The organism is Saccharothrix stipae (genome assembly GCF_054781895.1).
The window spans coordinates 143,259-169,318 of the sequence record NZ_BAAGTN010000025.1; the positions used below are offsets into that span (position 1 = coordinate 143,259).

General features: G+C 68.2%; 24 protein-coding genes and 1 tRNA gene. 16 read left to right on the top strand and 9 right to left on the bottom strand.

The window, feature by feature from the left end; genetic code table 11:
- Nucleotides 1-12 precede the first annotated feature (12 nt).
- Entirely contained in the window at nucleotides 13-933 is a 921-nt protein-coding gene (locus ACYVLT_RS37080) for a substrate-binding domain-containing protein (protein WP_461124836.1), read from the bottom strand.
- Nucleotides 934-1,142: 209 nt separating this feature from the next.
- Here ACYVLT_RS37080 and ACYVLT_RS37085 point away from each other — a divergent pair, with 209 nt between their 5' ends.
- The 3 genes from ACYVLT_RS37085 to ACYVLT_RS37095 all read left to right on the top strand — a co-directional run bounded on the left by ACYVLT_RS37085 (nucleotide 1,143) and on the right by ACYVLT_RS37095 (nucleotide 3,526).
- Nucleotides 1,143-1,514, top strand: a complete 372-nt coding sequence (locus tag ACYVLT_RS37085; protein ID WP_461124837.1) for a YciI family protein — start codon at nucleotides 1,143-1,145, stop codon at nucleotides 1,512-1,514.
- The gene (locus tag ACYVLT_RS37090) at nucleotides 1,511-2,767 is read left to right on the top strand and encodes an RNA polymerase sigma factor (protein WP_461124838.1); all 1,257 of its coding nucleotides are present in this window, start codon (nucleotides 1,511-1,513) and stop codon (nucleotides 2,765-2,767) included. The genes ACYVLT_RS37085 and ACYVLT_RS37090 overlap by 4 nt, the downstream gene beginning before the upstream one ends.
- A gap of 69 nt (nucleotides 2,768-2,836) precedes the next feature.
- Nucleotides 2,837-3,526: a dihydrofolate reductase family protein gene (locus tag ACYVLT_RS37095; RefSeq protein WP_461124839.1), complete on the top strand. Its 690-nt coding sequence runs from the start codon at nucleotides 2,837-2,839 to the stop codon at nucleotides 3,524-3,526.
- A gap of 57 nt (nucleotides 3,527-3,583) precedes the next feature.
- Here ACYVLT_RS37095 and ACYVLT_RS37100 read toward each other — a convergent pair whose 3' ends face one another.
- Nucleotides 3,584-4,039, bottom strand: coding sequence for a pyridoxamine 5'-phosphate oxidase family protein (locus ACYVLT_RS37100; RefSeq protein WP_461124840.1), 456 nt, complete (start codon nucleotides 4,037-4,039; stop codon nucleotides 3,584-3,586).
- A gap of 53 nt (nucleotides 4,040-4,092) precedes the next feature.
- On the bottom strand, nucleotides 4,093-4,719 hold the full coding sequence (locus ACYVLT_RS37105) for a glyoxalase (RefSeq protein ID WP_461124841.1): 627 nt from the start codon (nucleotides 4,717-4,719) through the stop codon (nucleotides 4,093-4,095).
- 115 nt (nucleotides 4,720-4,834) lie between these two features.
- Here ACYVLT_RS37105 and ACYVLT_RS37110 point away from each other — a divergent pair, with 115 nt between their 5' ends.
- Complete coding sequence (locus tag ACYVLT_RS37110; RefSeq protein WP_461124842.1) at nucleotides 4,835-5,563, top strand: hypothetical protein; 729 nt, start codon at nucleotides 4,835-4,837, stop codon at nucleotides 5,561-5,563.
- 218 nt (nucleotides 5,564-5,781) lie between these two features.
- Nucleotides 5,782-6,255 (top strand): hypothetical protein, encoded by a 474-nt coding sequence (locus tag ACYVLT_RS37115; protein WP_461124843.1) that lies wholly within the window; start codon nucleotides 5,782-5,784, stop codon nucleotides 6,253-6,255.
- 90 nt (nucleotides 6,256-6,345) lie between these two features.
- Here the strand turns inward: ACYVLT_RS37115 and ACYVLT_RS37120 are convergent, their stop codons facing one another.
- Nucleotides 6,346-6,696, bottom strand: coding sequence for a hypothetical protein (locus ACYVLT_RS37120; protein WP_461124844.1), 351 nt, complete (start codon nucleotides 6,694-6,696; stop codon nucleotides 6,346-6,348).
- A 257-nt stretch (nucleotides 6,697-6,953) separates the two neighbouring features.
- On the opposite strand from ACYVLT_RS37120, the gene ACYVLT_RS37125 reads away from it, so the two are divergent.
- Entirely contained in the window at nucleotides 6,954-8,672 is a 1,719-nt protein-coding gene (locus tag ACYVLT_RS37125; RefSeq protein WP_461124845.1) for an AfsR/SARP family transcriptional regulator, read from the top strand.
- Nucleotides 8,673-8,675: 3 nt separating this feature from the next.
- Here the strand turns inward: ACYVLT_RS37125 and ACYVLT_RS37130 are convergent, their stop codons facing one another.
- Complete coding sequence (locus tag ACYVLT_RS37130; RefSeq protein WP_461124846.1) at nucleotides 8,676-9,818, bottom strand: pectin acetylesterase-family hydrolase; 1,143 nt, start codon at nucleotides 9,816-9,818, stop codon at nucleotides 8,676-8,678.
- A gap of 63 nt (nucleotides 9,819-9,881) precedes the next feature.
- Here ACYVLT_RS37130 and ACYVLT_RS37135 point away from each other — a divergent pair, with 63 nt between their 5' ends.
- From ACYVLT_RS37135 to ACYVLT_RS37150, 4 genes are all read left to right on the top strand, one after another.
- Nucleotides 9,882-11,237 (top strand): sensor histidine kinase, encoded by a 1,356-nt coding sequence (locus tag ACYVLT_RS37135; RefSeq protein ID WP_461124847.1) that lies wholly within the window; start codon nucleotides 9,882-9,884, stop codon nucleotides 11,235-11,237.
- Nucleotides 11,234-11,896 (top strand): response regulator, encoded by a 663-nt coding sequence (locus ACYVLT_RS37140; protein WP_461124848.1) that lies wholly within the window; start codon nucleotides 11,234-11,236, stop codon nucleotides 11,894-11,896. Before ACYVLT_RS37135 ends, ACYVLT_RS37140 begins: the two co-directional genes overlap by 4 nt.
- Before the next feature lie 307 nt (nucleotides 11,897-12,203).
- On the top strand, nucleotides 12,204-12,767 hold the full coding sequence (locus ACYVLT_RS37145) for a papain-like cysteine protease family protein (RefSeq protein ID WP_461124849.1): 564 nt from the start codon (nucleotides 12,204-12,206) through the stop codon (nucleotides 12,765-12,767).
- Between the two features lie 9 nt (nucleotides 12,768-12,776).
- Complete coding sequence (locus ACYVLT_RS37150; protein WP_461124850.1) at nucleotides 12,777-13,628, top strand: hypothetical protein; 852 nt, start codon at nucleotides 12,777-12,779, stop codon at nucleotides 13,626-13,628.
- Here the strand turns inward: ACYVLT_RS37150 and ACYVLT_RS37155 are convergent.
- Nucleotides 13,618-14,160 carry a hypothetical protein gene (locus ACYVLT_RS37155; protein ID WP_461124851.1) on the bottom strand — a complete coding sequence of 181 codons (543 nt, stop codon included), beginning with the start codon at nucleotides 14,158-14,160 and terminating at the stop codon, nucleotides 13,618-13,620. The genes ACYVLT_RS37150 and ACYVLT_RS37155 overlap by 11 nt on opposite strands.
- A gap of 247 nt (nucleotides 14,161-14,407) precedes the next feature.
- Here ACYVLT_RS37155 and ACYVLT_RS37160 point away from each other — a divergent pair, with 247 nt between their 5' ends.
- Nucleotides 14,408-14,863, top strand: a complete 456-nt coding sequence (locus tag ACYVLT_RS37160; protein ID WP_461124852.1) for an ATP-binding protein — start codon at nucleotides 14,408-14,410, stop codon at nucleotides 14,861-14,863.
- A gap of 500 nt (nucleotides 14,864-15,363) precedes the next feature.
- On the opposite strand, the gene ACYVLT_RS37165 is transcribed toward ACYVLT_RS37160, so the two are convergent.
- The gene (locus ACYVLT_RS37165) at nucleotides 15,364-16,068 is read right to left on the bottom strand and encodes a hypothetical protein (RefSeq protein ID WP_461124853.1); all 705 of its coding nucleotides are present in this window, start codon (nucleotides 16,066-16,068) and stop codon (nucleotides 15,364-15,366) included.
- 284 nt (nucleotides 16,069-16,352) lie between these two features.
- Entirely contained in the window at nucleotides 16,353-17,411 is a 1,059-nt protein-coding gene (locus ACYVLT_RS37170) for an EcsC family protein (protein ID WP_461124854.1), read from the bottom strand.
- A gap of 233 nt (nucleotides 17,412-17,644) precedes the next feature.
- On the opposite strand from ACYVLT_RS37170, the gene ACYVLT_RS37175 reads away from it, so the two are divergent.
- The 5 genes from ACYVLT_RS37175 to ACYVLT_RS37195 all read left to right on the top strand — a co-directional run bounded on the left by ACYVLT_RS37175 (nucleotide 17,645) and on the right by ACYVLT_RS37195 (nucleotide 25,639).
- The gene (locus ACYVLT_RS37175; protein ID WP_461124855.1) at nucleotides 17,645-18,811 is read left to right on the top strand and encodes a DUF262 domain-containing protein; all 1,167 of its coding nucleotides are present in this window, start codon (nucleotides 17,645-17,647) and stop codon (nucleotides 18,809-18,811) included.
- Nucleotides 18,812-19,498: 687 nt separating this feature from the next.
- Nucleotides 19,499-19,741, top strand: a complete 243-nt coding sequence (locus tag ACYVLT_RS37180; RefSeq protein ID WP_461124856.1) for a helix-turn-helix domain-containing protein — start codon at nucleotides 19,499-19,501, stop codon at nucleotides 19,739-19,741.
- 9 nt (nucleotides 19,742-19,750) lie between these two features.
- Nucleotides 19,751-21,031, top strand: coding sequence for a tyrosine-type recombinase/integrase (locus ACYVLT_RS37185; protein WP_461124857.1), 1,281 nt, complete (start codon nucleotides 19,751-19,753; stop codon nucleotides 21,029-21,031).
- A gap of 931 nt (nucleotides 21,032-21,962) precedes the next feature.
- The gene (locus ACYVLT_RS37190) at nucleotides 21,963-24,035 is read left to right on the top strand and encodes an AAA family ATPase (protein WP_461124900.1); all 2,073 of its coding nucleotides are present in this window, start codon (nucleotides 21,963-21,965) and stop codon (nucleotides 24,033-24,035) included.
- Nucleotides 24,036-24,646: 611 nt separating this feature from the next.
- The gene (locus tag ACYVLT_RS37195; protein WP_461124858.1) at nucleotides 24,647-25,639 is read left to right on the top strand and encodes an IS481 family transposase; all 993 of its coding nucleotides are present in this window, start codon (nucleotides 24,647-24,649) and stop codon (nucleotides 25,637-25,639) included.
- A gap of 295 nt (nucleotides 25,640-25,934) precedes the next feature.
- Here the strand turns inward: ACYVLT_RS37195 and ACYVLT_RS37200 are convergent.
- Nucleotides 25,935-26,007: transfer RNA gene (locus tag ACYVLT_RS37200), tRNA-Ala, on the bottom strand.
- Nucleotides 26,008-26,060: the final 53 nt, after the last annotated feature.

The window sequence follows — 26,060 nt, forward strand, 5'->3', positions numbered from 1 at the left end:
CCAGGCCGCCCCTCACCCCCGGGACGGTCGGCCGGTGGAGGAGCGGACGACCAGTTCGGTGGCCAGCTCGACACGGCCGGTCGCGGGCGCGCGACCGGCGATCAGGTCGGCCACCATCCACCCCGCCCGCCTGCCCATGGCGGCGAGCGGCTGGCGGACGGTGGTGAGGGCAGGCGCGGACCGGCGGGCGGCGGGCAGGTCGTCGAAGCCGACGACGCTGAGGTCGCCCGGCACCGACAGCCCGGCCGACCGGGCCGCCTCCACCACACCCAGCGCCTGCTCGTCGTTGGCCGCGAACACCGCCGTGGGCCGGTCGGGCAGGCGCAGCAGCTCGTGGGCCTCGCGACGACCACCCTCACGGGTGAAGTCCGCGTGGCGCACCAGCGCGGGGTCGAACGCGATGCCGGCGCGTTCCAGGGCGACGCGGTAGCCGTCCAGGCGGGAACGGCTGCACAGCACGTCACGCGGGCCGCCGACCGCCCCGATGCGCCGGTGGCCGAGCGCCGACAGGTGCCTCACCGCCGCCACGCCGCCCGCGTGGTTGGTCGCGCCGACGCTGAACAGGTCCGGCGCGGGCAGGTCGGGCACGGCCGCGTCGACCGGGTCGATGTGCACCAACGGCATCCCGGCCCGCGCGAACGCCCGCGCCTCGCCCGCGCTGATCGAGCACGTCACCAGCAGCACGCCGGCACGCCGCGCCCGGACCACGTCGACGGCCCACGACGTGCCGCGACCGACCGCCGAGGACAGCACGACGTCCAACCCGGAGTCGACCACACCGCGCATGACCTCCATGGCCCACGCGCTGTTCAGGGCCGGGAAGACCAGCTCCACCAGCGGTGCGGCGGGACGCGGCTGCACGGCCGCCCGCTCGCGCCACCGGCGCGTCCGCACCCGGCTCACGTGGCAGGTGCGCATCCTCAACGGACTCACGCGCCGACACTATCGAGAAACATGCGAAACACAATCACCGCTCTGAACTGCAACGATTCACCTCATCACCGAGCCATCGGACTATCCGATACCCGGCCTGAACGCCACCACTTTCGGAGATGTTTCGGCACCCGGCTCCGACGCGACATCGCGGCCGGCCCCCGTGCAGAATCAGGCGTCCGGACACCGAGCCCTCGGGAGGACCCGCGGTGAAGTACCTGATGCTGATCTACGGCAACGAGCAGGTGTGGAACAGCGTCGACGCGGAGCGGTTCGCCCAGCTGGTCGGCGAGGTGGACGCGTTCAACGCGGCCCTGCGCGAGTCCGGCGAGCTGGTCGACTCCCAGGGCCTGATGCCCCGCCCGCGGTCGGTGCGCGTGGTCGGGGACGCGCCGGTCGTCACCGACGGCCCGTACCTGGAGGCAAAGGAGTACGTCGGGTCGTACTTCGTGGTCGACGTCGACGGCGAGCAGCGGGCGTTGGAGATCGCGCGGTCGTACCCGGCCCTGCGCTACAGCCGCGGCCTGGGCGGCGGCCTGGAGGTGTGGCCCCTGATGGAGCAGGGCGGCGACGACCTTTGACCCCGGTCGACCACGTCCTGCGCACGCTGACGCCGCGGGTGCTCGGCATCCTCGTGCGCCGGCACGGCGACTTCGCGCGCTGTGAGGACGCCGTGCAGGAGGCGTTGATCGACGCCGCGGCCGCGTGGTCGCGCAACGGCGTGCCGGAACACCCGTTGGGGTGGCTCACCACCGTGGCCGCCCGCCGTTACGTCGACCTCGTCCGCTCCGACGCCGCACGCGAACGCCGGGAGCTGGCGTCGTTCGACGCCGTGCCGCGAGACGAGCTGCTCGCGCCGCCGCCGGACGCCGAGCCGGCCCGGGACGACCTGCTGGAGCTGCTGTTCCTGTGCTGCCACCCCGCGTTGACCGCGCCGTCCCAGATGGCGCTCACGCTGCGGGCGGTCGCCGGGCTGACCACCACCGAGATCGCCGCGGCCTTCCTGGTGCCGGACAGGACGATGGGCCAGCGGATCTCCCGGGCCAAGCAGCGGCTGCTGGAGGCGGGCGCCCGGTTCGAGCTGCCGGCCGACCGCGGTCCGGCGTTGGCGGTCGTGCTGCACGTGCTGTACCTGCTGTTCAACGAGGGCTACAGCGCCAGCGCCGGACCGAGGCTGCGCCGGCCGGACCTCACCGAGCAGGCGATGCGGTTGACCCGGCAGCTGCACCGGCGGCTGCCCGACTCCGGCGAGACGGCCGGGCTGCTGGCGTTGATGCTGCTCACCGAGGCGCGCGGCGAGGCCCGCACCGGCGCCGACGGCGTCCTGGTCCCGCTGGCCGAGCAGGACCGGTCGCGGTGGGACCGGGCGGCGATCGCCGAGGGCACCGAGCTGGTGACCCGCAGCCTGGCCACCCACCCCGCCGGCCCGTACCAGGTGCAGGCGGCGATCGCGGCCGTGCACAGCGAGGCGGCCACGCCGGAGGACACCGACTGGCGGCAGGTGCTGGCGCTGTACGACGTGCTGGAACGGCTGGCGCCCAGCTCGGTCACCGCGCTGAACCGGGCCGTGGCCCTCGGCGAGGTGCACGGCCCCCGTGCCGCCCTGGACGTCGTCGCCGAACTGGAGCGGGGAGCGCTCGCCGGCCACCACCGACTGCTCGCCGTGCGCGCCCACCTGCTCGAACGGGCGGGTGACCGGGACGCCGCGAGCGCGACGTTCCGCGAGGCCGCGCGACTGGCCGGCAACGTGCCCGAGCAGCGGTTCCTGATGCTGCGGTCGGCGCGCTGCGGTGCCGCCGACCGACCCGCGGAAGTTCTTCCGGACTCGACGTAGAAACCGCGTCGTCGGCTCCGATCCCCTCCCGAGCGAGCCCGTCGGGCATCGCCGGGAGGAAGGAACACGATGACCAAGGTGACCGCGCAGATGTCGGTGTCCCTCGACGGTTTCTACGCCGGACCGCGCCACGAGGGCGACGGCGACTGGATGGAGTCGGCGGAGTGCGCGGCGTTCTTCCGCATCACCCGCTGGGCGACCAACGCGATGGCGTGGCGGGAGCGCCAGGGTTTCGCGGGCGGCGAGCAGGACGTGAACTCCGACGTGATCCGCGAGTCGTTCGAGGCCGCCGGCGCCTACGTCATGGGCAGGCGCATGGCCGACGGCGGCGAGGTGCCGTGGGGCGAGGAGCCGCCGTTCCGCGCCCCTGTCTTCGTCGTCACCCACCGCCCGCGCCAGACCCTGGAACGCAAGGGCGGCACCAGCTTCACCTACGTCACCGACGGCCTGGCGAGCGCCGTCGAGCAGGCGAAGGCCGCGGCGGGCGGCAAGGACGTCGCGGTCGCGGGCGGTGGCAGCCTGGTGCGTCAGGTCATCGCGGCGGGTCTGCTGGACGAGCTGGAGCTGCACGTCGCGCCGGTCGTGCTGGGCACCGGCCTGCGACTGCTGGACGCCGACCTCGGCCTCGGCCACAAGGAGGGCATCGAGCTGATCCCGACCAGGGTCCTGCACGCGCCGGACGTGACCCACGTCCGCTACACCGTCGAGGGTCGCGCCCCGCTGCTCCTCGACGACCGCGGTCGCGGCACCGCGCAGTGACCTCCGACCCCGGCACCGGCGTGCGCCCGCCGGTGCCGGACGACGGCTCGGCGCCGGTCAACCGAGCCAGCGGCCGTCCCGCATGAGGTCGCGATCGCGCAGCTCGTTCACCTCGCGCCAGGCCTGGACGCGCCGCGGCCGGATGAGGAAGTACTGGTAGCGCTGGACGAGCTCGCGCGGGTCGAACCCCGTCCTGGTCGCGAACGCGTCACCCGTCCCGGTGGCGAGCTCGGCGGTGTCCACCGGCTCGGCGACGCCCTCGATGACGACGACGTCCCGGGTGGACCCGAGGCTGAGCCGCACCCGGCCGTCCGCCAGCAGGTTGCGGCCGGTGATCGAGGCGCGCGGCGTGGAGATCAGCAGGGCTGCGCCGTCCCAGAGGAACGAGAGCGGGACCAGGTGGGCGCCGCCCGGGGAGCCCGACGTCGCGACCCAGAGGTCGACCTCGGTCTCCAGCTTGGCGCGGGTGTCCCGCAACCTCTCGTCGAGCGGACGCGGTGGCGCGAGCGTCATGGTCCCTCCGGGAACTCGGTGCAGAGCCGTCAGGCAGGCGGAGAAGCGGCACATCAGGGCGCGGTAACCGCCGCCGCGGCCTCCCACTCGAACCCGTCCGGGTCGGTGAAGGCCCCGGCGCCGCCACCGATCACGAGCCGGTGCGACCCGGTGCCGTCGGGCGCGACACCGACGTCCTTGGCCAGCGCGCGACGCCGGTACAGCGCCAACTTGACGGGGCTCGACCCGGCGGCGAACTCGACGTACACGCGTCCGAAGCTCTTACCGACGACCAGCCCCTGCTCGACGTAGAACCGCTTGCCCGCGGCCACGTCCGCGACCCCCAGCAGCAGCACGATCTCGTCGATGCGCCGAGTGGCCGGGCCGGTGTCCTTCTTGGCCGAGGTCGCGACCTTCCAGATCGTCCCGTCCGGGGCCTGCACGACGCCGCCGTACCCCCAGAGCGACTTCGTGGCCGGCTTGAGCGTCGTGGCACCGGCGGCGAGGGCCGTGCCGATGAGGCTGTCGACGGTGCTCGGCTGGGAAACCGTGAGCGCCATCGTGAACCCCCGGAACCCGGCCGTGGGCACCTCCGACACCCGGAACCGAACCTGGGTGTCCAGCCCGAAGGCGGCGGAGTAGAACCGTTGCGCGGCCGCGATGTCGGCCACTTCGAGGGTGACGTTTTCGATGAATGCCATGGCCAAGACGCTATGCGCGCCCAACCACCCGACGCTTCTCGATTCCTGACCGGTCCAGTAGCCTGCCGCCTCGGAACCCGATCGAGCAGGCTCCGACCGGACGTGGGGACGGGCGTTGGGCGAGTACCAGTACTACGAGTTCCTCGCGGTGGACCGGCCGCTCGACGCGGTGGCGCAGGCCGAGGTGCGGGCGCTGTCGACCCGAGCGGAGATCACCGCCGACAGCTTCGTCAACGAGTACCAGTGGGGCGATTTCCGCGGCGACCCGAGCGAGCTGGTCGAACGCCACTACGACGCGCACCTCTACCTGGCCGACTGGGGGTACCGGCGGGTCATGCTCCGGGTACCGCGCACCGCGCTCGACCTGGACGCGGCCGAGCCCTTCCTCGTCGACGACCTGGTCGTGGCCTGGACCACGGACGAGCACCTCGTCCTCGACCTGGCGAACGAGGACGAGCCCGGCGACTGGGACGACGACCCGGAGGGCTTGTTGGCCGAGATCGTCGGCGTCCGGACCGAACTCGCCACCGGCGACCACCGCGCGTTGTACCTGGCGTGGTTGGCGGCGTACGGCACCTGGGAACGCGACGAGGACGCGTTCGACCGTGAAGCGGACGACGAGGTCGAGCCGCCCGTGCCGCCTGGCCTGGGCACGCTCACCACACCGCAACGCGTCCTCGCCGACTTCCTTCGCCTGGACGACGTGCTGCTCGCGGTCGCGGCCGAGGAAAGCCGGCCACGGCCCCGATCCCGAACCAAGACCGCGCCGATCACCACCGTGCCGCCCCGCCGCACGGTCGGCGCCATCCTGGACGCCGCCGCCCGCAAGCGTGCCGAGGGATAAGCCCGACACCAGAGCGCACGCGTGATCGCCGGAGGCGGTCGGCCCGCGGAGCGCCGGAGTTGGTCGCCCCCGGTTCGACACCTGCTTGCACGGCGGTGAAAGCGTCCTGAAAGCGCGAGCCGGACTCTGGTCGCCGAGGGGCAGGAGGGCACTCCCGCACACCCCGCCTCCTGCCCCGTCCGGGATCCGACTCACGTGACGCCGTAAAGGATGTCGAAATGAAGAAATTGCGCAGTGCGTTGCTCGTCTTCCTCCTCTTCCTCGGCTTCGGCCTGGCGGTGGCGGCACCCGCGCACGCGGTCAAGCTGGGCACCAGGCCCAACTGGGGTGCGTGCGGCATTTCGACCAGCGACCAGAAGGTGGTCTACCAGTTCAACACCTTCGAACTCAGGTGCGGCAACGCCAGCTGGGGCTACCGCCACATCAAGGACGGGCATTACGAGGAGTTCCAGGGCTTGGCCAGGGCGGGCGGGCTGAACTGGAGCGATCTGGTGCACTGGGCCATCCACTACAACAACACGGACCCCGACCACGTGATCGTCAACGGGACCGATGGCTGCCGGGACCGATTGCTGTACCTGCACGACAGCAATGGTCGTGAGATTTGGCAGCAGCGCTTCAAGTTGATCTACAACGCCACGGATGGCCGCGTCATCACCACCTACCCCAGCAGCTCGATCTGCAAGCGGTAACCCGCTCCGGCTTCGACGACGGCTGAGCTGGTCAGCCGGAGGCAGGACGGCCGCCATCCACCGAACGCGGCGGTGTTCCGGTGCGTGGTGTCAGGCGCCAGGTCGGTCCGGCGACCAGTGGCCGCTCCCCGTCGGGATCGACCTGCGCACCGGACCTCGTCGATCGACGAGGGAGATCCGACCACCAGCCGACCGGCCGAGTCGGATCTCGACAAGAGACAGGCGGATGTCCGCTTCGAACATCTCCTCGACCCACAGGGCGATGCGCCTCACCCGAACCTCGTCCTGCTCGTCCTGCGGTGAGCGGGAAAGGCCGGGGATGTCGTGTTCGTCCAGCTGGTCGAAGTACTCCGCGAGGAGGTCCGGCGCCAGCGCGACACGAACCGCTCGACCCTCGTCGTGCAGTTCGAACGTGCCGGACGCGGGATCCGGATCGGACATCCGGTGTCGACGCCCGAGAATCTCGGCGATACCGCGAAAGATCGCTGCTCCGTCAGTCATGTCAACCTCGGTGATTCATGGTGAACGCCGGGATGAGCCGGCTGCCGGCCCGGATCTGTCGCGGAAGGCCACTTCGCGCATTCTACGGTGCTATCGAAAGATTCGCGAGTGTGCGCAACCTCCACCGATTTGTCCGGTGAACACCTGACAAACCCGACCCGACCGCGATGTCACGATGCCTGGGCCGAGGGGGGCTCATGGAGATTCGGGTGTTGGGACCGGTGGAGGTACGGCACGGCGAGCGGGTGGAGGTGTTGTCCGGTCGGTTGCAGCGGACCCTGCTCGGCGTGCTGCTGGAGCGGGCCAACCAGCCGGTGCCGGTGGACGTGCTGACCGACGCGCTGTGGGGTGATCGGCCCGATCCGCGAACGGCGCGGAGGCTCCAGCTGCACGTGCACCGGCTGCGCGGTGTGCTGGACGCGCCGGACCGGCTGACGTTCTGCCCGAACGGCTACCGACTGCGGACGCGGCCGGAGGAGGTCGACGCGGAACGGTTCGAAGCGCTGGTCAAGGCAGGGGTGGCGACCTCCGGGCGGGAGCCGCAACGCGCGATCGAATCACTGCGCGCCGCGCTGACGTTGTGCCGCGGCACGCCGTTCGCGGACCTGGAGGTACCGGCGCTCACCGACTGGGCACGCCGCCTCGCCGAACGCCGCCTCGCCGCCGTCGAATCGCTGTACCAGGCCGAGCTCGCCTGCGGTCTGCACGAGGCGGTCATCGGCGAGCTCAGCGACCTGGTGCGGGAACACCCGTGGCGGGAGCGGTTGCACGAGTTGCTGATGACCACGCTGCACCGGGCCGGACGCCGGTCGGAGGCGCTGGAGGTCTACCGCCGGGCCCGGCACGCGCTGGTGTCCGAACTCGGCCTGGAGCCGGGGCCGCGGCTGCGCGAGCTGCACCGCCGCGTCCTCGCCGACGACCTCCCGACGCAGACGCCGACGCCCGAGGTCCGGCCCGCCCGCCGTGACGTGCCCGCCCAACTCCCGGTGGACGTGCGGGGGTTCGCCGGCCGGGAGGCCGAACTCGCGGAGCTGGACGGGCTGCTGTCCGCCGAGGCGCCGGTGACGATCTCGACGGTGTCCGGCGCCGCCGGGGTGGGCAAGACGGCACTCGCCATCCGCTGGGCGCACCGGGTGCGCGACCGGTTCCCGGACGGGCAGCTCTACGCGGACCTGCGCGGGTACGGCCCCGATGAGCCAACCTCGGCCGCCGACGTGCTGGCCGGGTTCCTGCGGTCGCTCGGCCTGGACGGCGCCGCGATCCCGGACGACCTCGACGAGCGCGCCGCCCGCTTCCGCACCCTCCTCGACCAGCGCAGGGTGCTGATCCTGCTGGACAACGCCCGCACCGTCGAGCGGGTGCGCCCGCTGCTGCCGGCCGGCTCGTCCTGCTTCACCCTGGTCACCAGCCGTGACCCGTTGGCGGGCTTGGTCGCGCGCTACGGCGCGCACCGGGTCTGCCTGGAGCGGCTGTCCTCGGCCGACGCGGTAGACCTGCTGCGCGGACTGCTCGGCACGCGCGCCGACGTCGAACCGGAGGCCGTCGCCGCGCTGGTCGAGCGCTGCGCGGGGTTGCCGCTGGCGTTGCGGGTCGCGGCCGAGGTCGTCCGATCACGGCCGGGGCGTGCCCTCGGCGAGCCGGCGGCCGAGCTCGCCGACCGGCCGGACGCGCTGGACCCGCTGATCACCGACGACGACCCGCGCACCAGCGTCCGCGCCGTGTTCTCCGGGTCCTGCCAACGGCTCGACCACGCCGTGGCCAAGGTCTTCCGGCGGTACGGCCGCCACGACCTGGTGCGCGTGCTCGGCATCGCGCACGGCCACTGCGGCGAGCACGAGCCGGCCGTCGGCGACACCGCTCGGCTCACGGCCGCGCTGAACGCCTTGGCCGCCGAACTCGCCCGCACGTCGACGTGACCGTCACCGGTCGCACTGGTCGCAGCGGACGTCGGCGGGCGGTTCGTCGTTGATCAGCGCGTCGAGCCAGTCGACCAGCCGCACGTCGTCCACCTCGATCTCGTAGAACTTGTCGGGCTCGAAGACCTGGTGGTCGGCGCCGGGTGCGGTGTAGCTGTGCAGGCGCACGCCGGCGGCCTCGATCGCCGCCTCGTTGCCGTCGATCACGGCGAGGAGGTCCGGCGGGTCCCCGTCCACCCACCTGGTCACCTCCGCCGCCGCGTGCGGGTCGAAGGCGAAGTCGAAGCGGGCCAGCACGAGGTCGGGTCGGTGCCGAGCGGCCTGGGTCCAGAACCGCGGGACACCCCAGTCGCGGGCGGCGAGCCCGGCGACTGCCCAGTCCGGCACGGCGTCGTAGGCGCCCCACCGCGCGTCGAGGACTTCGGCGTTGAAGTCGGGGTCGTCCGGCCACGCGCCGGACTGGGCGCCGAGCACGGTGACCTCGGCGTCGGGGAGCAGGTCGGCGACGAGGCCGCCGTAGAGGGGCGCGGCGACCGACCCCGCGGTCTTGCCGATGACGACGACCCGGGTGGCGTCGGGGTAGTGCTCGGCGAGGTGGCCGAGCGCCGCCGTGCCGTTGACGTAGCCGCGGTGCTCGACGGTCGACCCCGGCGAGTACTGCCGGGAGACGTTGCCCAGGTGCGCGTCACCGGTGCAGGAACTCACGTAGATGAACGAGTGGTCGGCGAACGGGTTGTCGGCCCGGGTGACGTCGAACATCCCGCTCCGGTTCTCCGGTTCGGTGCCCTGGATGTTCCAGTCGTAGTAGTCGCTCTCGCCGCGGTCGCCGGTGAAGGCACAGCTCTCCGCGTCCCAGCAGACGCCACCGCCGTTCAGGAAGAGCACGACCTTGGTCGGATCGGCCCGCCGCTCCCAGAAGGCGAACCCGCTGCCGTCGGCGCAGTGGCAATCACCGGCCGGCACGACCCGTGCCCACTCCAGGCCGTTGTCCCTGAAGGCGCCGCAACCGGACAGCACGAGGGTCAGCGCGGCCAGCAGGAGCAGTGCGCGGGCGTGGCGAGGACGGCCATCGGCGCCGCGGGAGGTGGTCGTCATGCGCCACAGGTTGCGCGGTGCCGGGTCGACCGCGCACCTGCCCGCGGTCATGTTCCGGACCATGACTTCCGACAGGTGTCAGGTGGTGGCGCCGGGGCTAGGGTGCTGCCTGGCATGAAGATTCACGTGGCGGCCCTTCGAGGCGCCTTGCGCAGATCGAGCCTCCAGGACGCCGGCCTCGCCGCCCTGCTGCTGGCCGGCACGTGGGCGGGCAGCGGTGCCGCGGCGACCCCGGTGATCAGCGGGCCGTTCGCCGAGGTGGCCTGGTCGCAGGAGCCGTCGGCCCGGTGGGTGCTGATCGGGGTCTGCGCCGGTGCGGTGGCGGTGCGCCGCAGGTGGCCGATCCCGGCGCTCGCCGCGGCGGCGCTCGCCACCCTGGTGCGGATGGCGCTGGCGGCCGGGCCGGAGCCCGTCGACCTGGCCGTTCCGATCATCCTCTGCACGATCGCCGTCGGACGGCGGCCCAAGGTGTCGCTCGCGCTGCTCGGGGCCGCCCTGGCCGTGGCGACGGCGTGGTCGGTGCACGTGACCCTCGACGGCAAGGCCGACGGTCGGCTCTACGACGGGCCCTACAGCGTCGGCGGACAGCAACGCGCGCCGGAGGCTCCCGTTCCGCCGCCGCGGGCGACGCCCGAGGTACCGCTACCGGGCGGCGAGGACCCCACGGTCCTGGGACCGACGCACTGGGGCGGGCTCCCCGTCCTCGGCTCCCTGCTGGTCGTCGCCTGGGCGATCGGGTGGGGTGTGCGGAGCCGCCGCGCCTACCTGGGCGAACTCGTGGCGAGGGCACGGGACCTGGAACGCGTGCGCGACCAGCGGGCCGAGCTGGCCGTGGCCGCCGAGCGGGCCAGGATCACCCGCGAGCTGCACGACGTGGTGGCGCACGGCCTGGCCGTCATCGTGATGCAGGCGCAGGGCGGCGCCGCGGCGTTCGCCAACCGGCCCGCCGACACCCTCGCCGCGCTGGACGCCATCGTGGCGACCGGCCGCACCTCGCTCGCCGACCTGCGCCACGTGCTGTCCACGTCCGCGCGGACCGACGACCCGGTGCGTCCGGTGCCGGGGGTGGCACGGCTGCCCCACCTCGTCGACCGGGTGCGGCAGGCGGGCACCCCGGTCCGGCTGCGCATCGAGGGATCGCCGCGACCGCTGCCCACCGCCGTGGACGTCTCGTCCTACCGGATCGTCCAGGAGGCGTTGACCAATACCGTGAAGCACGCCGGCCCGGGAGCCGGCGCCGCGGTGGTGGTGTCCTACGGCAACGACGAACTCGTGCTCGACGTCAGCGACACCGGCGGCGACACCGACATCGGCACCGGCGAGGCGTCCTCCGCCGGACCCGGCAACGGGCTGAGGGGCATGCGGGAACGCGCGGAGCTGCTCGGCGGCGACCTGACCGCGGGTCTGGGGCCCGACGGCGGCTACGTCGTGCGCGCCCGCATCCCCCTCGATCCGGGAGGAACCGCGTGATCCGGGTGCTGCTGGTCGACGACCAGGCCCTGCTCCGCGCCGGCCTGCGGATGATCGTCGAGAACGCCGAGGGCATGGCCGTCGTCGGTGAGGCCGACGACGGCGCCGCGGCCACCGCCCTGGCGATCGAGACGAAGCCCGACATCGTCCTGATGGACATCCGGATGCCCGGGGTCGACGGGCTGGAGGCAACCCGCCGCATCCGCGCGTCGCTGCCCGACGGGCCGCGGATCCTGATCCTCACCACCTTCGACCTCGACGAGTACGTGTACCTCGCACTGCGGGCCGGTGCCGGCGGGTTCCTGCTCAAGGACACCCTCGCCGCCGACCTCCTGTCCGCGATCCGCGTGGTCGCCGGAGGTGACGCCATCGTCGCGCCGTCGATCACCCGGCGGCTGATCGAACGCCACATCGGCACGTCCGACGACCCGCTGCCCCGCACCGAGGCCGAGCTCCGCGTCCTCACCGAGCGGGAACGCGAGGTGCTCCAGCTGATCGCCCGGGGCCTGTCCAACGCCGAGATCGCCGGCCGTCTCTTCCTCACCGAGGGAACCGTGAAGGGCCACGTCAGCCGCGTCCTGACGAAGCTCGGCCTGCGGGACCGGGTGCAGGCCGTGGTCTTCGCCTACGAGTGCGGCCTGGTCCGCGCGGGCGCGTGACGGGCGACCGCGCCGATCCGCGACCGCGACACGGACAGTCACCTTTCCACTGGGAACAGAACCGTGAAGAGTGCGACATTGCAACCATCCGCTGGAGTGCGTTCGAATAAAATCACGGGGCCCGCACACAACTTGTTGATATTCAATTACCGCCGACACCACCCCGGGTACCCGATTCCGCACCGAATACGAGGTCTCACACTTACGGGCGTATTCCTGCGTCAACCCTGTATGGCGACGACATTTCGCGCTGTCATGTCCATACGGATCGCCCGGCACTCGTCGTGCACAGGGGAAAGGCAGGAAGATGGGCAGGTTCAAGTTCGCGACCGCGGCGTCGGCCATCGCGCTGACGGCCTGCGGGATGCTCGTGGCCGCCGGCGGCACGGCCCAGGCGGAAGCGGCGTACGACAACATCGCCATGGCCAAGCAGGAGAAGACCCAGTGGTGCTGGGTCGCCTCCGGCCTCACGATCGCCAAGTACCACGGCCTGGGCAGCACGCAGACGGACTTCTGCACCCGGGCCCAGCCCTACTACGGCTGCAACAACCAACCCGCCACGCTCGACGACATGGCCAAGGGCTGGGGCAGCCTCGGCATGGCGCACACCGGCTCCGGCCTGAGCAGCGCGGCGACGTTCAACCAGGTCTACACCGACGTCAAGGCGGCCAGGCCCCTCGGCGCGCGCATCGGGTGGACCTCCGGCGGCGGCCACATGAACGTCGTCTACGGCTTCGACACCTCCAACAGCACCATCGCCGTGGCCGACCCCTGGCCGGACACCACCACCTACACGTGGTGGAACTACAACGACTACGTGAGCAACAGCTCGTTCAAGTGGACCCACTCCCGGATCGGCATCTCCCGTTAAGGAGGCGACATGCGCGCAACACCGATGTCCGGCTCGCGCCTCTCCCGCGTGGCCACCGTGCTGGCACTGAGCGCATCCGCGCTCCTGTGCTTCAGCGGTCCCGCCCACGCGGACCCGCGTCCGGTGGACATCCCCGACTACCAGGCCGCCCTCGCCGCGGTGAAGTCGACCGCCGTGATCAACGCCGTGTGCCGGTTCCTGAGGGTGCCGGTGCCCATGGGCGGGTCCGAGACACCGCAGACGATCCCCGAGAAAGACAACCCGTGCGAGGGCATGCCGGCCTTCACGGTCAAGGATCCGTTGGCCGTCAACGAGATCACGCCGGGCTTCGTCGCGGGCACGTCCCAGCCCATCGCCACCGAGGCGGTCAAGCTGAGCCACCTGGTGTCGTCGTTGAGCATCACCGTCAACGGCCGCCAGGCCACCGTCATGCTCGCCCCCACCTTGGGCGGCGGCTGGCACTTGGCCGCGGTGCGCGAGGGCGACAGCGACGCCACCTACGCCGGCAAGGCTGACCTGGGGAGCCTGGTGTTCGCCGAACCGCAGCTGCGCGGCTGGTACCAGCTGAGGCTCCTCACCGTCACGCCGCTCAACGACCAGGCGCGGCAAGGGCTGAACGGCCAGTCGTCGGTGTCGTTGAGCGACTACCAGAAGCTGGTCAAGGCCCGGTACGCCGACAAGCAGGCCGGATCGGAGTACGACACCAAGGGCTTCTCCAGCGGCTACGACACCGCGGGCGAGGAGGCGTCGTCCTCCGTTCCACTGGTCGTCGGCGGGTCGTGCGCGGCGCTCGTGCTCGCGGGCGGCGCCTTGCTCCTCCACCGTCGCCGGCGCGACACCCGAGCCGGAATCACGGGGTGAAGATCTCCAGGACGATCTGGCCGTAGAGGCTGGACAACGTGCCCAGGCCGAGGTTGCACAGCAGGATGTCCGGGCTGGGGTAGACGACGGTGTGGACGAACGTCCCACCGGCGAACACACCCGCGGTGACCGTGCCGGTCGTGACGACCGTCAGCGTGGCACCGGCCAGGCTGGAGACGTTGTTGCCGGACAGGGTCGACGCCTGCCCGTTGTTCCAGGTGATCTGGATGGTGATCGAGTTCGCGCCGAACACGCTGAAGCAGGTGGCGCCCGGGAACGTGCCGGTGGCGTTGGACACGCCGGAGGTGATGTCCGGGTGGGTCGGGGAAACACACGGTCCGTACCGCCTGGACGACGTGAGCGTCTCGGTCTGCGGGGTGTTCGTCGCCGGCGGGTCGAACCGCAGGCCCGCGCTGCTCGGTGGCGTGCAGGTGAGATCGAGCCCGTCTGCTCCGGCATTGCCGGGCACCACGACCGTCATGGATGCGGCGGTGATCACAATCGCGACGAGCGTGTTGGCGATACGCGACATGACGAATCCCCTTCGGTCACACAGTTTCCGCATTAATGCGGACCGATATGCGTCGGTACATTCGTATCGCCTCCGCCGAGTCCGTGTTACTCCTCCCCGATCCCGGAGGCCTCACCGAACCCGAAGAACCCATCCCGCACGGTCGCGATCGACCGGTGGACCACATCAGGTGATCATCAGGCGGTGTTGTCGATCAACCACGTGGGTATTAAGTCACCACGCTCCACGTCCCAGCAGGGAGGACACCATGACCGTCGGTGAGGACGCCGTGAACCCACCCGGACCCCATCACGCCGAGCCGTCCGACGCCCCGGTGCTCGAACTGGTGGGTGACGCGCCCAACCTGGTCGAGGCGCGGCGGTGGACCGGCGAGGTCCTCGCCGACCTCACCGAGGACGAGATCGCCGACGCGAAACTGGTCGTCTCCGAACTGGTGACCAACGCCTACGAGCACGGCCAACACCCCCTGCACCTGCGACTGCACCGCAGCGGCGACCTGATCCGCATCGAAGTAACCGACCTGTCCCCCCGGGTACCGACCGTGGGCCGCTCCTCGGTCCGCCTGACGCGCGGCCGCGGCATGCTCCTCGTCACCAACCTGGCCCGCCAATGGGGCGCCGTGCGCCACGCCGTGGGCAAAACCGTCTGGGCCGTCCTGTCCCGCCAAACCCAACACCCGAACAGGGCCTGGTCAAACGGCTGATAAATCGCACCGGATACCGCTCACACCAAGTCCGACCCCAACACGAATAAACCCGCCTGATCAGCGGTAATCGCTAGACCAGACGGGTTCTACAACTTGTGGAGCTGAGGGGACTCGAACCCCTGACCCTCACACGGCCAGCATGGTCCAGCCGTTTCCCTGACCAGCGCAAACAGAGAACCCGCACGTCAGCCGATGTCGTTCACCGCAGTTCGAAGCCGTAGCACGTCGTTCAACTCCACCTTCTGCTCCAGATCTGCTCCACACGCAGCAGCATGAATAACGGCAGGAGCTGAACTCAACCGTCGAACACGCGTTCTCCGCATCCGGCATGAGACTCAGCCCGCACCCTCGGCGCAGCAGCCAACCGCCCGCCCCCCTAGCACGACGCCGAAATCGTCCGCTATCCGCTCAGCCGAGCAATGCACCGAGCCCGGATCGCCGCCCTCACGTACCACCGGCGGGTCAGTGGAGAGCGAGCTACACGAAATCGCACGCGGTCACAGGCGTGGCAGGTAGGCGGCGACCTCGGCGATGGCATCGAGGGTGTCGTGGTCGAACTGCCCGCCAGCTGCATTTTCAGCCTCGGCGACAGTGACCGCCGCGCCGTCGCGGTCGCTGCCATAGCGCAGCCCGGTGAACTCGATGTGCCCCAACTCCAACAACGCGCTGGCGAGCGGGGTGATGTCGCCGTTGCCGTGGATCTCCATGAGGCTGTCGAACTCGCGGGCCTCGCGGGCGTTCGTCAGGCCGACCCAGGCTACCGACACCACTGCGGTGTTGCCCGCCTCGTCCTGAACCGCGAACAGCACCCGCTCCAGGTGGGTGCAGCGGTGGGTGGTGAAGAACTGCTGCACTTGTCCGAACGAGACCGCGACGCACTCGGCTTGCTGCTTGGCGGTGCGTTTGACCTGCCGCAGTCCCATCCGCTGCCACGCGCCCTCAGGCCCTTCGCGTCGGGCAGCCTTCTGCCCCTCACTCTTGCGGGCCCGCAACTGCCCCGACGAACCTCCCAGCCGCACCGACCCGGCCCCGACCTCGGCCGCCGCTGGCGCCGCCGCCCCGACACCGCCGAGACCGGCAGCTCCCCCGCCGCCGGCGAACGCCGCCACCGCAGTCACGCCGGCAACCACCACCCCGATACCGCCCTTCTTCTTCGTGATCGGTCTGACGCGGCCTTGGCCGTCGGTGAAGAAGTCCGGCATGGTCCACCCCTGGATGCATTCAACTGATCGGCCCGGTGACCGATTACGCACTTAGGGTAGCGACGGGGTCCGACACGGCGAGTGGTGGATCGTGGTCGTTGCGGTCTCACGGCTGCTGCGTCTGTTACCAGACCTGGTCCAGGATCGCTTCCGCTTGTTACCGGGCGAGTCGAGTGGCACCGTCGCCGTCAACCATCTCGATCGCTACGACGATGTCCCTTTCGACGTGAAGCGACCGGTGAGTGGGTCTGTGCTGACGTGCAGTGCTCTGCGTCCAATCCGGGTCAGCCGTCGTCGTCCTGTCGGGTGTGCCGCTTGTCGGAGGTCTCCTCCTCGAGGATCTCCGTGATGTGGAGGGTGCCGTCGACCGGGTCGAGGTCGACGTCCTTCGTGGTCACGGTGACATCGACCGTGTTCAGGTTGTGCTTCTCGCGCAGGAACCGCTCGCGGTAAAGATGCTCGGCGTCGCTGGTCAGGTTGGATAGCAGCCGGGCGTTGAGCCCGGCGCCGATCGCGATGCCGACGACCGGCACTGCCTGTCCGAGCTTCTGCTTAGTCAACCGCAGTGCGAATCGCTCGTAGAACGCTTTGACGATCCTCGCGACGCCGTTCTTGTTCAGCTGCGCCCACGTCGCTCTGCGGGCGAGGTCGTTCACGATCTTGTTCAACTGGACGTAGGCGATGCTCTTACCGGCCTGCTGGGCCATCCCGAAGTTGAGGACGCCGAGCGCGAAGACCCTCTCCTGCGGTAACTCGGTGTCGTAGCCGTAGTACGCGGCGGTGTGGGCGATCGCCCTCGTCATCGCACCCAGCACGAGCACGGCGTCGGCCGCCATCGCCGCGGCGACCGTGCCCGCACCGGGTGCTGCACCGGCGCCCGCGCCGAGAATGCCGCCGGCTGTCGCGAGCAACTCACCACCGGAGACCGCCAGGCCAGCACCCGCGCCCTCGATCGTGCTGAAGGTCGTGTAGCCCAGAGCCAGACGAGGCTTAACCTTGTCGATGTCGCTCAGGTCGAGTTCGTGGATGTCGCTCAGCTCGCCGACTGGGTGCCCGCGCTTGGCATAGGCCGCGACGACCGCCTTGCGTCGCAGCGTCGCTTCGCTGGCCTTGTTCACCAAGTTCAGCAACCCGTCGACCGAGTTGTGGACGATCGAGGCCATCTGCTCCGAGCCAGGCACTTGCTCCAGCCGCCCCTTGGCGATCTTTCGCCCCTTGGCCAGGCGATCACGAACGCGCTGCGGCAACAGGTGACGCTCGCCAGCTGCCAACCGCTCGTCACGCCAGCGCTCGATGTCCTCCCAAGCCGCACGCTCATACGGGCTCATCTGCTCGATACCCACGATCACCCCCTTCGACGGCGAAGACCGCTCCGCCTGCCGCTGACGCCCTCATCCGCGCATGGTAAGCGGTTCCATCACCGATAGTCCCGGCGTAGCAGTAGCGCTGCTTCGCGTAGTCCGTCAACCGCGAAAGACATGACTGAGCCTCATGTAAATGGTACGAGGTCTGAAGAAACCTTTTAACCCGATGGCGCGATAGAGCCCTCGACAGCGCAGCGAACGGAGTGGTCTACATGGGTGTCGAGGCCTTCGGTATCGAGAAGGAGTTCCTGAAGGACCTGCTCATCCAGGTGGACAAGGGTGAGGCGCAGCTCCCAGAGTTCCAGCGGGGTTGGGTCTGGCCCGACCGCAACATCGCGAGCTTGATCGCCTCCATCTCGCTGGGCTACCCAGCGGGCACCGTGATGATGTTGAAGCAGGGTGGCGACGTCCGCTTCAAGACCCGGTCCGTCGAGGGAGCGCCGCGCGCCAGTGCCGTGCCCGACCGGTTGATCCTGGACGGGCAGCAGCGGTTGACCTCGCTCTACCAATCCCTGTTCCGCGACGCCCCGGTGGAGACCCACGACGTCCGCGGCAACAGCACTCGCGGCTGGTTCTACATCGACATGGAGAAAGCTCTCCTCGGCGACGGTGACCGCGAGGAGGCCGTGGTCTTCGTCCCCGAGACCAAGATCCGCCTGGACTTCCGTGGGCAGGCCCTGTTGGACCTGTCCACACCGGAGCAGGAGTTCACGCACCGCATGTTCCCGTGCACCGCTGTGTTCAACTCGATGCAGTGGATGATGGGATTCTTCCAGCATTCGCCCGAGCACCAGTCCGAGAACCTGGCCCTGTGGAGCAAGTTCCACGAGGCCGTGGTCAAGCGGTTCGAGCAGTACCAGCTGCCGGTGATCGAACTGGGCAAGAGCACCCCTCGCCAGGCGGTATGCCAGGTCTTCGAGAAGGTCAACACCGGCGGCGTCACCCTGACCGTCTTCGAGTTGCTGACCGCCACCTTCGCGGCCGACGACTTCGACCTCCGCCAGGACTGGACCGACCGCCGGGCGCAGTGGGCCGGCAAGTACGGCATCCTCTCTGTGGAACTTCCTCGTTCCCGGCACGGGCGCAAACGGGATCAACGCGCAGGTGTCGAGGATGCAGGTACTGTCCGGTTGGTTCGTGTCCATGCCCGCCACCGGAACGCTGCTCCGGGCGAACGCGAGGCGCCACGGTGGAGTAGCCGGTGGCCGGTCCGCGCTTACCGGCGCAACACCTGCCTCAACTCCAGGCTCCACGCCGACGGTGGCTGCGAGCACGAGGAGCGGATCGTGCCCGCCCATATCAAGGGTCCGGCCGACAAGCCGCTCAAGGCCGGCACGAGAGTCCACATCTGGGACACCCCACCACCCTCCGAGCCTTGATCAGGTCTCCGTACGGTCACTTCCGTTGGGGGTTCATACGGGGGATCACATTGGGGATCATCTTGGGGTTCCTGTTAGAACGCCACCCCCTGCGGCGAAGGTAAGAGCACGTCAAGGGGCTTATAAGGGGTTCCGCTGGTATCCCAGACTCGCTTGGCCGCAAGCACATGAGCAACATCGGGGCTGGCTGCGGCGCGGGACGCCAGCGGATGCGTGTCCCGTGGGAATTGATCTCGAGTTCGGAGGAAGTGCAGCGGGCCTCATCGATGTGCCCCTGGAGGACTCGATGGCTCGTGTACTGGTCCCACCGGGTGTTATGTTGGCCGCTGATGGTGCCGCTGCGGCGTGTTCCGGCCGTCGCGGGTATCGCTGCCAGGCGGACGTGCGACAGGCGACACACGCGTAGACGGAGGCTCGGGTGGGGCTCGGCCTGACCTGTACATCGAAACTGACCGCGCCAGCGCGAGGCGACGTCACCGGACATCTCTTGCCTCACTGAGGCGCTGAGCAGCGGTTATAGGGTGCGGTACCAGGTTGGGGTAAGAGATTGGTACCTGTCCGCCCAGCGTGAGCATGTCACCCGTCCGGCGGAAGCCGTCAAGAAATTCGGTCGGCACGTGTCCCCTGGCAGCCCTTATTTCGGAGTTCTGGAGTGTCCACCGCACTCATCTGCCTCCGGAGGGCTTCGTGTCCCGTCCAGATCCCGACACCTCCCGCTTGCTGCGCACTCCCGCTGAAGCGGCGGCGCTGCTGGCCGTCCGCGAGTCGTGGCTTCGCCGCAAAGCCGGACGCCGGGAGATCCCGTGCACCTTCCTCGGCAAGCACCTGCGCTTCTCCCCCGACGACCTGACCTCGATCGTCCACGCGGGTGCCCGCCCGGCACGCTCCACACGACCACCGACCAGGCGCACCAAGTCCTTTCGGAACTGACGAAAGTTCTTGTGCCACAACGCTTGCATTACTCGGCCACAGGAGCGTTCATCCACCTGTCACACCGTGACCACCACACCACCGCCGAACGAAGGAGCAGCACACATGGCCTGGGCGGAGCAGTCGGGAAACAACCACTGGCGCGTCCGATTCCGCCGCGACGACGGCACCATCGGCTCCATCCCCGGTTTCAGGAGCGAGAAAGCCGCCCAGGACCACGCCAACGACCTCGAATCCGACCAACGTCGCGGCACCTGGCTCGACCCCACCGACGGTCGCACGACCCTGGAGGAGTGGCTCACCGACTGGTGGGACGCCCTCGACGTCGATACCCGCACCGAAGACAACTACCGCAGCATCGTGCGCAACCACATCACGCCCCATTGGGGCGACACCGCCCTGGCCGACATCACCAACCTCAAGGTTCAGGCATGGGCCAAGCAGCTGCGCGCCGGACGTCTGTCACCGGTGACCGTCGCCGGGTTCGTCAAGCTGCTGTCCCAGATCCTCACCGACGCCGCCGAGGACAAGCTCATCACCGCCAACCCCATCCGGCCCCGACGACGTGGCCGCCGCAACCACGCCGCCCGCATCCCCGAGAAGGTCTGGGCCGAGCCCGCCGAGGTGCTGCGCATCGCCGACCAGGTCGCCGCCTTCTACGGACCCGTCGGAGCCGTGCTCGTCATCACCGCGGGCTGGACCGGCGCGCGCTGGGGCGAGCTGACCGGCCTACAACGCCACAACCTCCACCTCTTCGACGACGACACAGGCTTCCTCATCATCGACCCCCAAACCGGCGCCCTGCACGAATCCGCCGGCGGCAAGCTCTGGCTCGGCCAGCCCAAGACCGACGCCTCCGCCCGCACCATCAGCCTCAACCCGTCACTCGTCCGACTCCTGCGGGCGCACCTGGACAACCACGTCCACCCGCACGTCTTCACCACCCCCGAAGGCGCACTCCAGCGCCGCAGCAACTTCAGCAAACGCGCCATGCGCCCCGCCGCCGACGGCAACCTCAACCAGCCCCGCGCCGTCCTGCGCCTTCAGCCGGTCAAGCCCGGCCTGACCTTCCACGGCCTGCGCCACAGCCACAAGACCTGGATGATCGCCGACACCATCCCCGAAATCGCCCAATCACTCCGACTCGGCCACATCTTCAAAGACCCCGTCCAACGCACCTACTCCCACGTCGCCCCCGAAGTCACCAGCCGCCTGCTTCAGTGCCTCCAAGACCGCTGGGACAAGGCCGTCGTCGGCGTCGGTGACAGCACCTGGCGCAGGATGGCGTAGCCGGTGCGCGATCTTCCCTCAAGCGCCATTCTCAGCCCTTCAAGCGATCCTGCTCAAGTACCAGCAGGTGCCAGAATGAGGCCCCTGTCCAGGAGGACCGAGTATGTGGCCTGATTGGGGGACGTCGCCGCACAATTCAAGACGACGCTGGAAATATCGACCACCTAACGGCGGCACTGAAGATAGCCGAAGACCTCGCCCGGGAGGCCACTGACCAGCTCAGAGCTGTCAGCGCCGGTAGTGCCCAGGAGTATTAGTTCAGCCAGGTGCTGGACCTGCGCTGGAAGTGAGCACCCTGACGTAATAAGTGCCGAACTTGCCTTAGTGGTTGCACGCATCGAGCACGATTCACTTTACTACCGAAGACCGACCTCCGAATGGTACGGATTTCGTCAGCGAACTATTGAAACGAAAGTGCGCAGTTACCATCCTTGCGACCGTGAACTCGCTGGCCAGCGGCTTGAGGTGCAGGCAAGTGGACACTTTCGACGCAATAACACCAGACTATCTCCCGCAAATATGCGGACTACCGTGCCGAAGGTACCGCTGCGACTACCATAGCACCGGAGACGACTCCGGCCGCGCGTCCCGCTCACGCCACGCCGCCGTGGTCATCCCGTCGCAGAAGCCGAAGCGGCTGGGTTATCTGCACCGTGGGAGGCTTGAAACTCGCCGAAGGAGCGGTCACCGTCGTTCAAGCCGGTAGTGCGCTACCCTGGCTAAGGTGTCAGGGTCACACAGAAGAGTCAGGTCATCAGCCGCGAGGCCGAGTATACCCCCACGCCAGCGGGCAAACGATCCGTTCGTTGCGCTCAGCAACGGCTTGGTCTCCAGTTTTCGGGCCAAGATACGCAAGGAGCCAACTCCGCCAGGAGAAGCATTGGCGTCGCTTCGCAAAGGACAGCTATCTTACCGACAGCGCTTGGCTCTCGTGCACGACGTCATGCGTAGCAGCGAAGTTACAGCGCGCGAAAAAGAGCTAACACTCGCCCTTGCCCTCAACAAATTCCAAATGCAGAGGATCATCACCCCTGAGGTGCGACTGGCCCTGGTCGAAGCTACTCTGCGTATCACCGATCACAGCCACCCCAACCGCCCTGAATGGCTTACCCAGCTAGTGGCCATTTACATAAAGATTCGGCATTCAGGAGCGGCGTCAGACTGGCGCGGTTCATTCGGCATGACCAGGGACGAAGCGCTTGGTCATTTCGCACAGATTCGCCAGATCCGACGGTACCCGGATTTCGTTGATCCAGCAGAGGAAAGATCCTTTACAGCGAGCAAAGCGCCCACTTTGCCGGTTGGCGTCTCGTCGAACCTCAAGGTGTCGCGCGTCGAACTCGAAGGGTTTCGCGCGGCCCCAGGCTCAATTGGACTCGACTTCACAATCAACAACAAGCCCAGTTCGATCGTCATCTTCGGCGACAACGGCGTCGGGAAGTCGACCCTGGTAAACGCCATCGAACTCGCATGTCAAGGAACTGTAGGACGTCTCCCGCTCGCATCGGCCGATTCGGGTCTAACCCTAATCAACCTGTCAATGCCGCGAGATTGGGCGACCGTCGCGGTAACATTAACGGACGGCACCCGCTTGGAGCGAACTGTCAAGAAGGTAAACGGGCAGTGGCAGGCATCCGGCAGCCAAACTCCGTTCGAATTCTCCCTGTCCCCGCTGACGTTGCAGCGGACAGACCTCGTCCGATTCCTCAGCACACCAGGCAGTCAACGCGGACAACTGTTCGTCGGCCATTTCGTCGCAGAAAGCATGGACGGCTATTCGCGAACCATCCTCGAGCGAGCGAAAACAGCTAAAATTACGCGTCAGCAATTTGTTCAAGACCTCGCCGGGCGTGCCGGCCACCCACCTCGTGTGGGTTTAGAGTACGTCGTCAAGATGCTTCAGACGATACACATGAACGGTTCCTCGGAGAAACAGTGGCAAGAGATCCATCACCGCCTGCCGACCGAGTACGTCGCTGAGCGCAACCGTTACCGTGAAATCGAGCGCGAGGTCTCGGAGTCCAGAACCTTGGCCAAGCAGTTACCCGCCGCCAAGCTTCAGGACCACGTTCGACAGGTAAAGCGGCTCGGAGAACTGCTTGGTGATGTAGGCGCATCGCTGACGGAGGCGCTCGTCATGGTGACCGGATACTCATTCATCGAGAGCGTTAACGTTAAAGTAGGAGGAGCCGGAGCGCTTTCACTTCAAATGGAAGTCCACCTGCGCAACGGTGTGCACGCAACACCGGAGCAGATCTTCAGTGAAGGCGTTCAGGATCTTCTCGCAATACTTTTCTTTCTGGAAGTCGCGAAGGCATCCGCTGCACGCGGACAAGCTAAGGTACTGGTCCTCGATGACGTCATCCAGAGTGTTGATGCCACCATTCGCCGACGTTTACTCCATCACATCGTCACCGATCTGAAGAGCTGGCAGCTCATTATTACCTGCCATGATCGACTGTGGCGGGACCATGTCCGCGAAGCGCTCCACAAGGGCGGCGTCCAGCACCGGGAAATTGTTATTCGATCTTGGAACTTCGAGGGCGGTCCGGTTGTCACAACCAGCCAGTCCGACGCATCGGTCGACCTACGTCAGCTTATTCGACAAGCTACCCCACGAGCAGTTGCGGGCACCGCAGGGCTACTCCTGGAAACTATCTGCGACCGACTTTCATGGACGCTTCCCACAACGGTCACCAGAGCCCGCGGTGATCTCTATACACTTGGCACACTCTGGGATTCCGTCAGCAGCAAAGTCAAAAAAAGCCCAGAACTCAGCAAACACTTCGCCGAGATCAACCACATCGTTTCACTTCGAAATCAGCTTGGCGCCCACTACAATGAAATCGCTAACTCTATAGCCGATACAGAAGCCGACAGGTTTGGCGATCTCGTCCTGGAACTCTGGGACTGCGTATACTGCAAGACTTGCAGTGACTACGTCGATAAGTTGCAATCAAAATTTTATTCCTGTCGATGTGGGATGGTCAAGTTTACTACCTAGTGTCCCGAGTCGTTAATTCGTTGCAGGTTTTATGATAACTTGTCGTGGACCTGCGTTATCCGAGTTGGTGTTGTCCGAGGCGAGCGTCTGACGTTGGAGGCGTGGACGCGTCGTCGGTCGACCGCGCAGACTTTGGCGTTTCGGACGCGGATCATGCTGGCGTGTGACGAGGAGGTGTCCAATACGGACGTGGCGCGCTGGTTGGGCGTGCCGCCGTCGACGGTAACGCGGCGTCACGGCGCGCTCACCGACCCGGTCACCTCATACGTGGCGACCACTGTCGTCTCGCGACCAGCACGAGCAGGTGCCTCCAGAGGAGGTACGACCCGGCGACCCACCTCAGCAGCCAAGTCGGTGATAACAGTTAGTGCAGAACAACGCAGCGTAGGTGAGCCGCCCTGCCGTTGAACCTACTCCGCTAGCTCCTCCACGAGTTCAGGCGAATCGGCAACGCCCCACATGCTTCGACTGGTAGCAGATCGACACCTGCTAGGTGTACTGCCTGGAGAGGTTGCGAACGTGGGGACATGTAGTCCGATGATCTTGGAATGAGGGAGGGCCGCCGGGTTCGGTGTGGATTGCGACGTCTACACCCAGCCACGGAGGCCCTCATGTCCCACCGTAACGCCCCGTTGTCCGAGACCGGCAGGCTGCGCCTGGCCCGGTGTGTCGTGGAGGACCGGTGGCCATTGCGGCAGGCCGCAGAACGGTTCCAGGTCTCGGTGTCCACGGCCAAGCGGTGGGCCGACCGCTACCGCGACGGGGGCGAGGCCGGCATGACCGACCGGTCCTCGCGGCCCCGCACCATTCCACGCCGCACCCCGACCCGCACCGAGCGGAGGATCGTGAAGGTGCGGGTGCTGCGCCGGTGGGGACCGGCCCGCATCGCGGACCTGTTGGGGCTGGTGGCCTCGACGGTGCACCGGGTGCTGGTCCGCTACGGTCTGGCCCGCTTCGCGCACCTGGACCGCGCCACCGGCCGCGTGATCCGCCGCTACGAACACGACGCGCCCGGCGACCTGGTCCACGTCGACATCAAGAAGCTCGGCAACATCCCCGATGGCGGCGGCCACCGCGTCCACGGCCGGCAGGTCGGCGGACGCAACAGCCAACGCACCCCCACGGCCAGGCGCAACGCCCACGGCAACCCGCTGATCGACTACGGCTTCCTGCACAACGCCGTGGACGACCACTCCCGCCTGGCCTACACCGAGATCCTGCCCGACGAGACCAAGCAGACGGCGGTCGCGTTCTGGACCAGGGCACAGGCCTTCTTCCACGCCCACGGGATCACCGTCAAGCGGGTGTTGACCGACAACGGCTCGTGCTACCGCTCACACCTGTGGCGCGACACCCTGGCCACCGCCGGGATCACCCACAAACGCACCCGCCCCTACCGGCCCCAGACCAACGGCAAGGTCGAACGGTTCAACCGCACCCTGCTCGACGAATGGGCCTACGCCCAGGCCTACGAGTCCGAGGCCGAGCGTCGCACGGCGCTGCCGCAGTGGCAGCACACCTACAATCACCACCGCGGCCACACCGCACTCAAGGGCCAACCACCGGTCAGCCGCGTTCCCAGCCTCACGGGGCGATACAGCTAGGGCAGCGACGGCCCTACATGCCCGCTGACGGTCGTACCGAAACGCCCTGGGAGCTATGGGGCGTCGTGTCGGACATTGACGGCGGCTACGGCGACCCGCGAGTTCCTTGGCGGATCCACCCAGTCGGGTCACCAAGACCTGGAGCACAACGCTGACAACATTTCGTGCGGAGCGACCGCCTGCTCCAGATTTGCTCCAGACCGGCAGCCACAGTCCACAGTGGACGCAAAAACAAGATCGCCCGCCACCTGCATTACCGCAGGTCAGCGGGCGATTCGTATGCTGTATTCGATTGTGGAGCTGAGGGGACTCGAACCCCTGACCCTCACACTGCCAGTGTGATGCGCTACCAGCTGCGCCACAGCCCCGTGCCTGCACGTTTCCCGGCGGTTGGGGCCGCCGTTCTCGTGTGGCAATACCG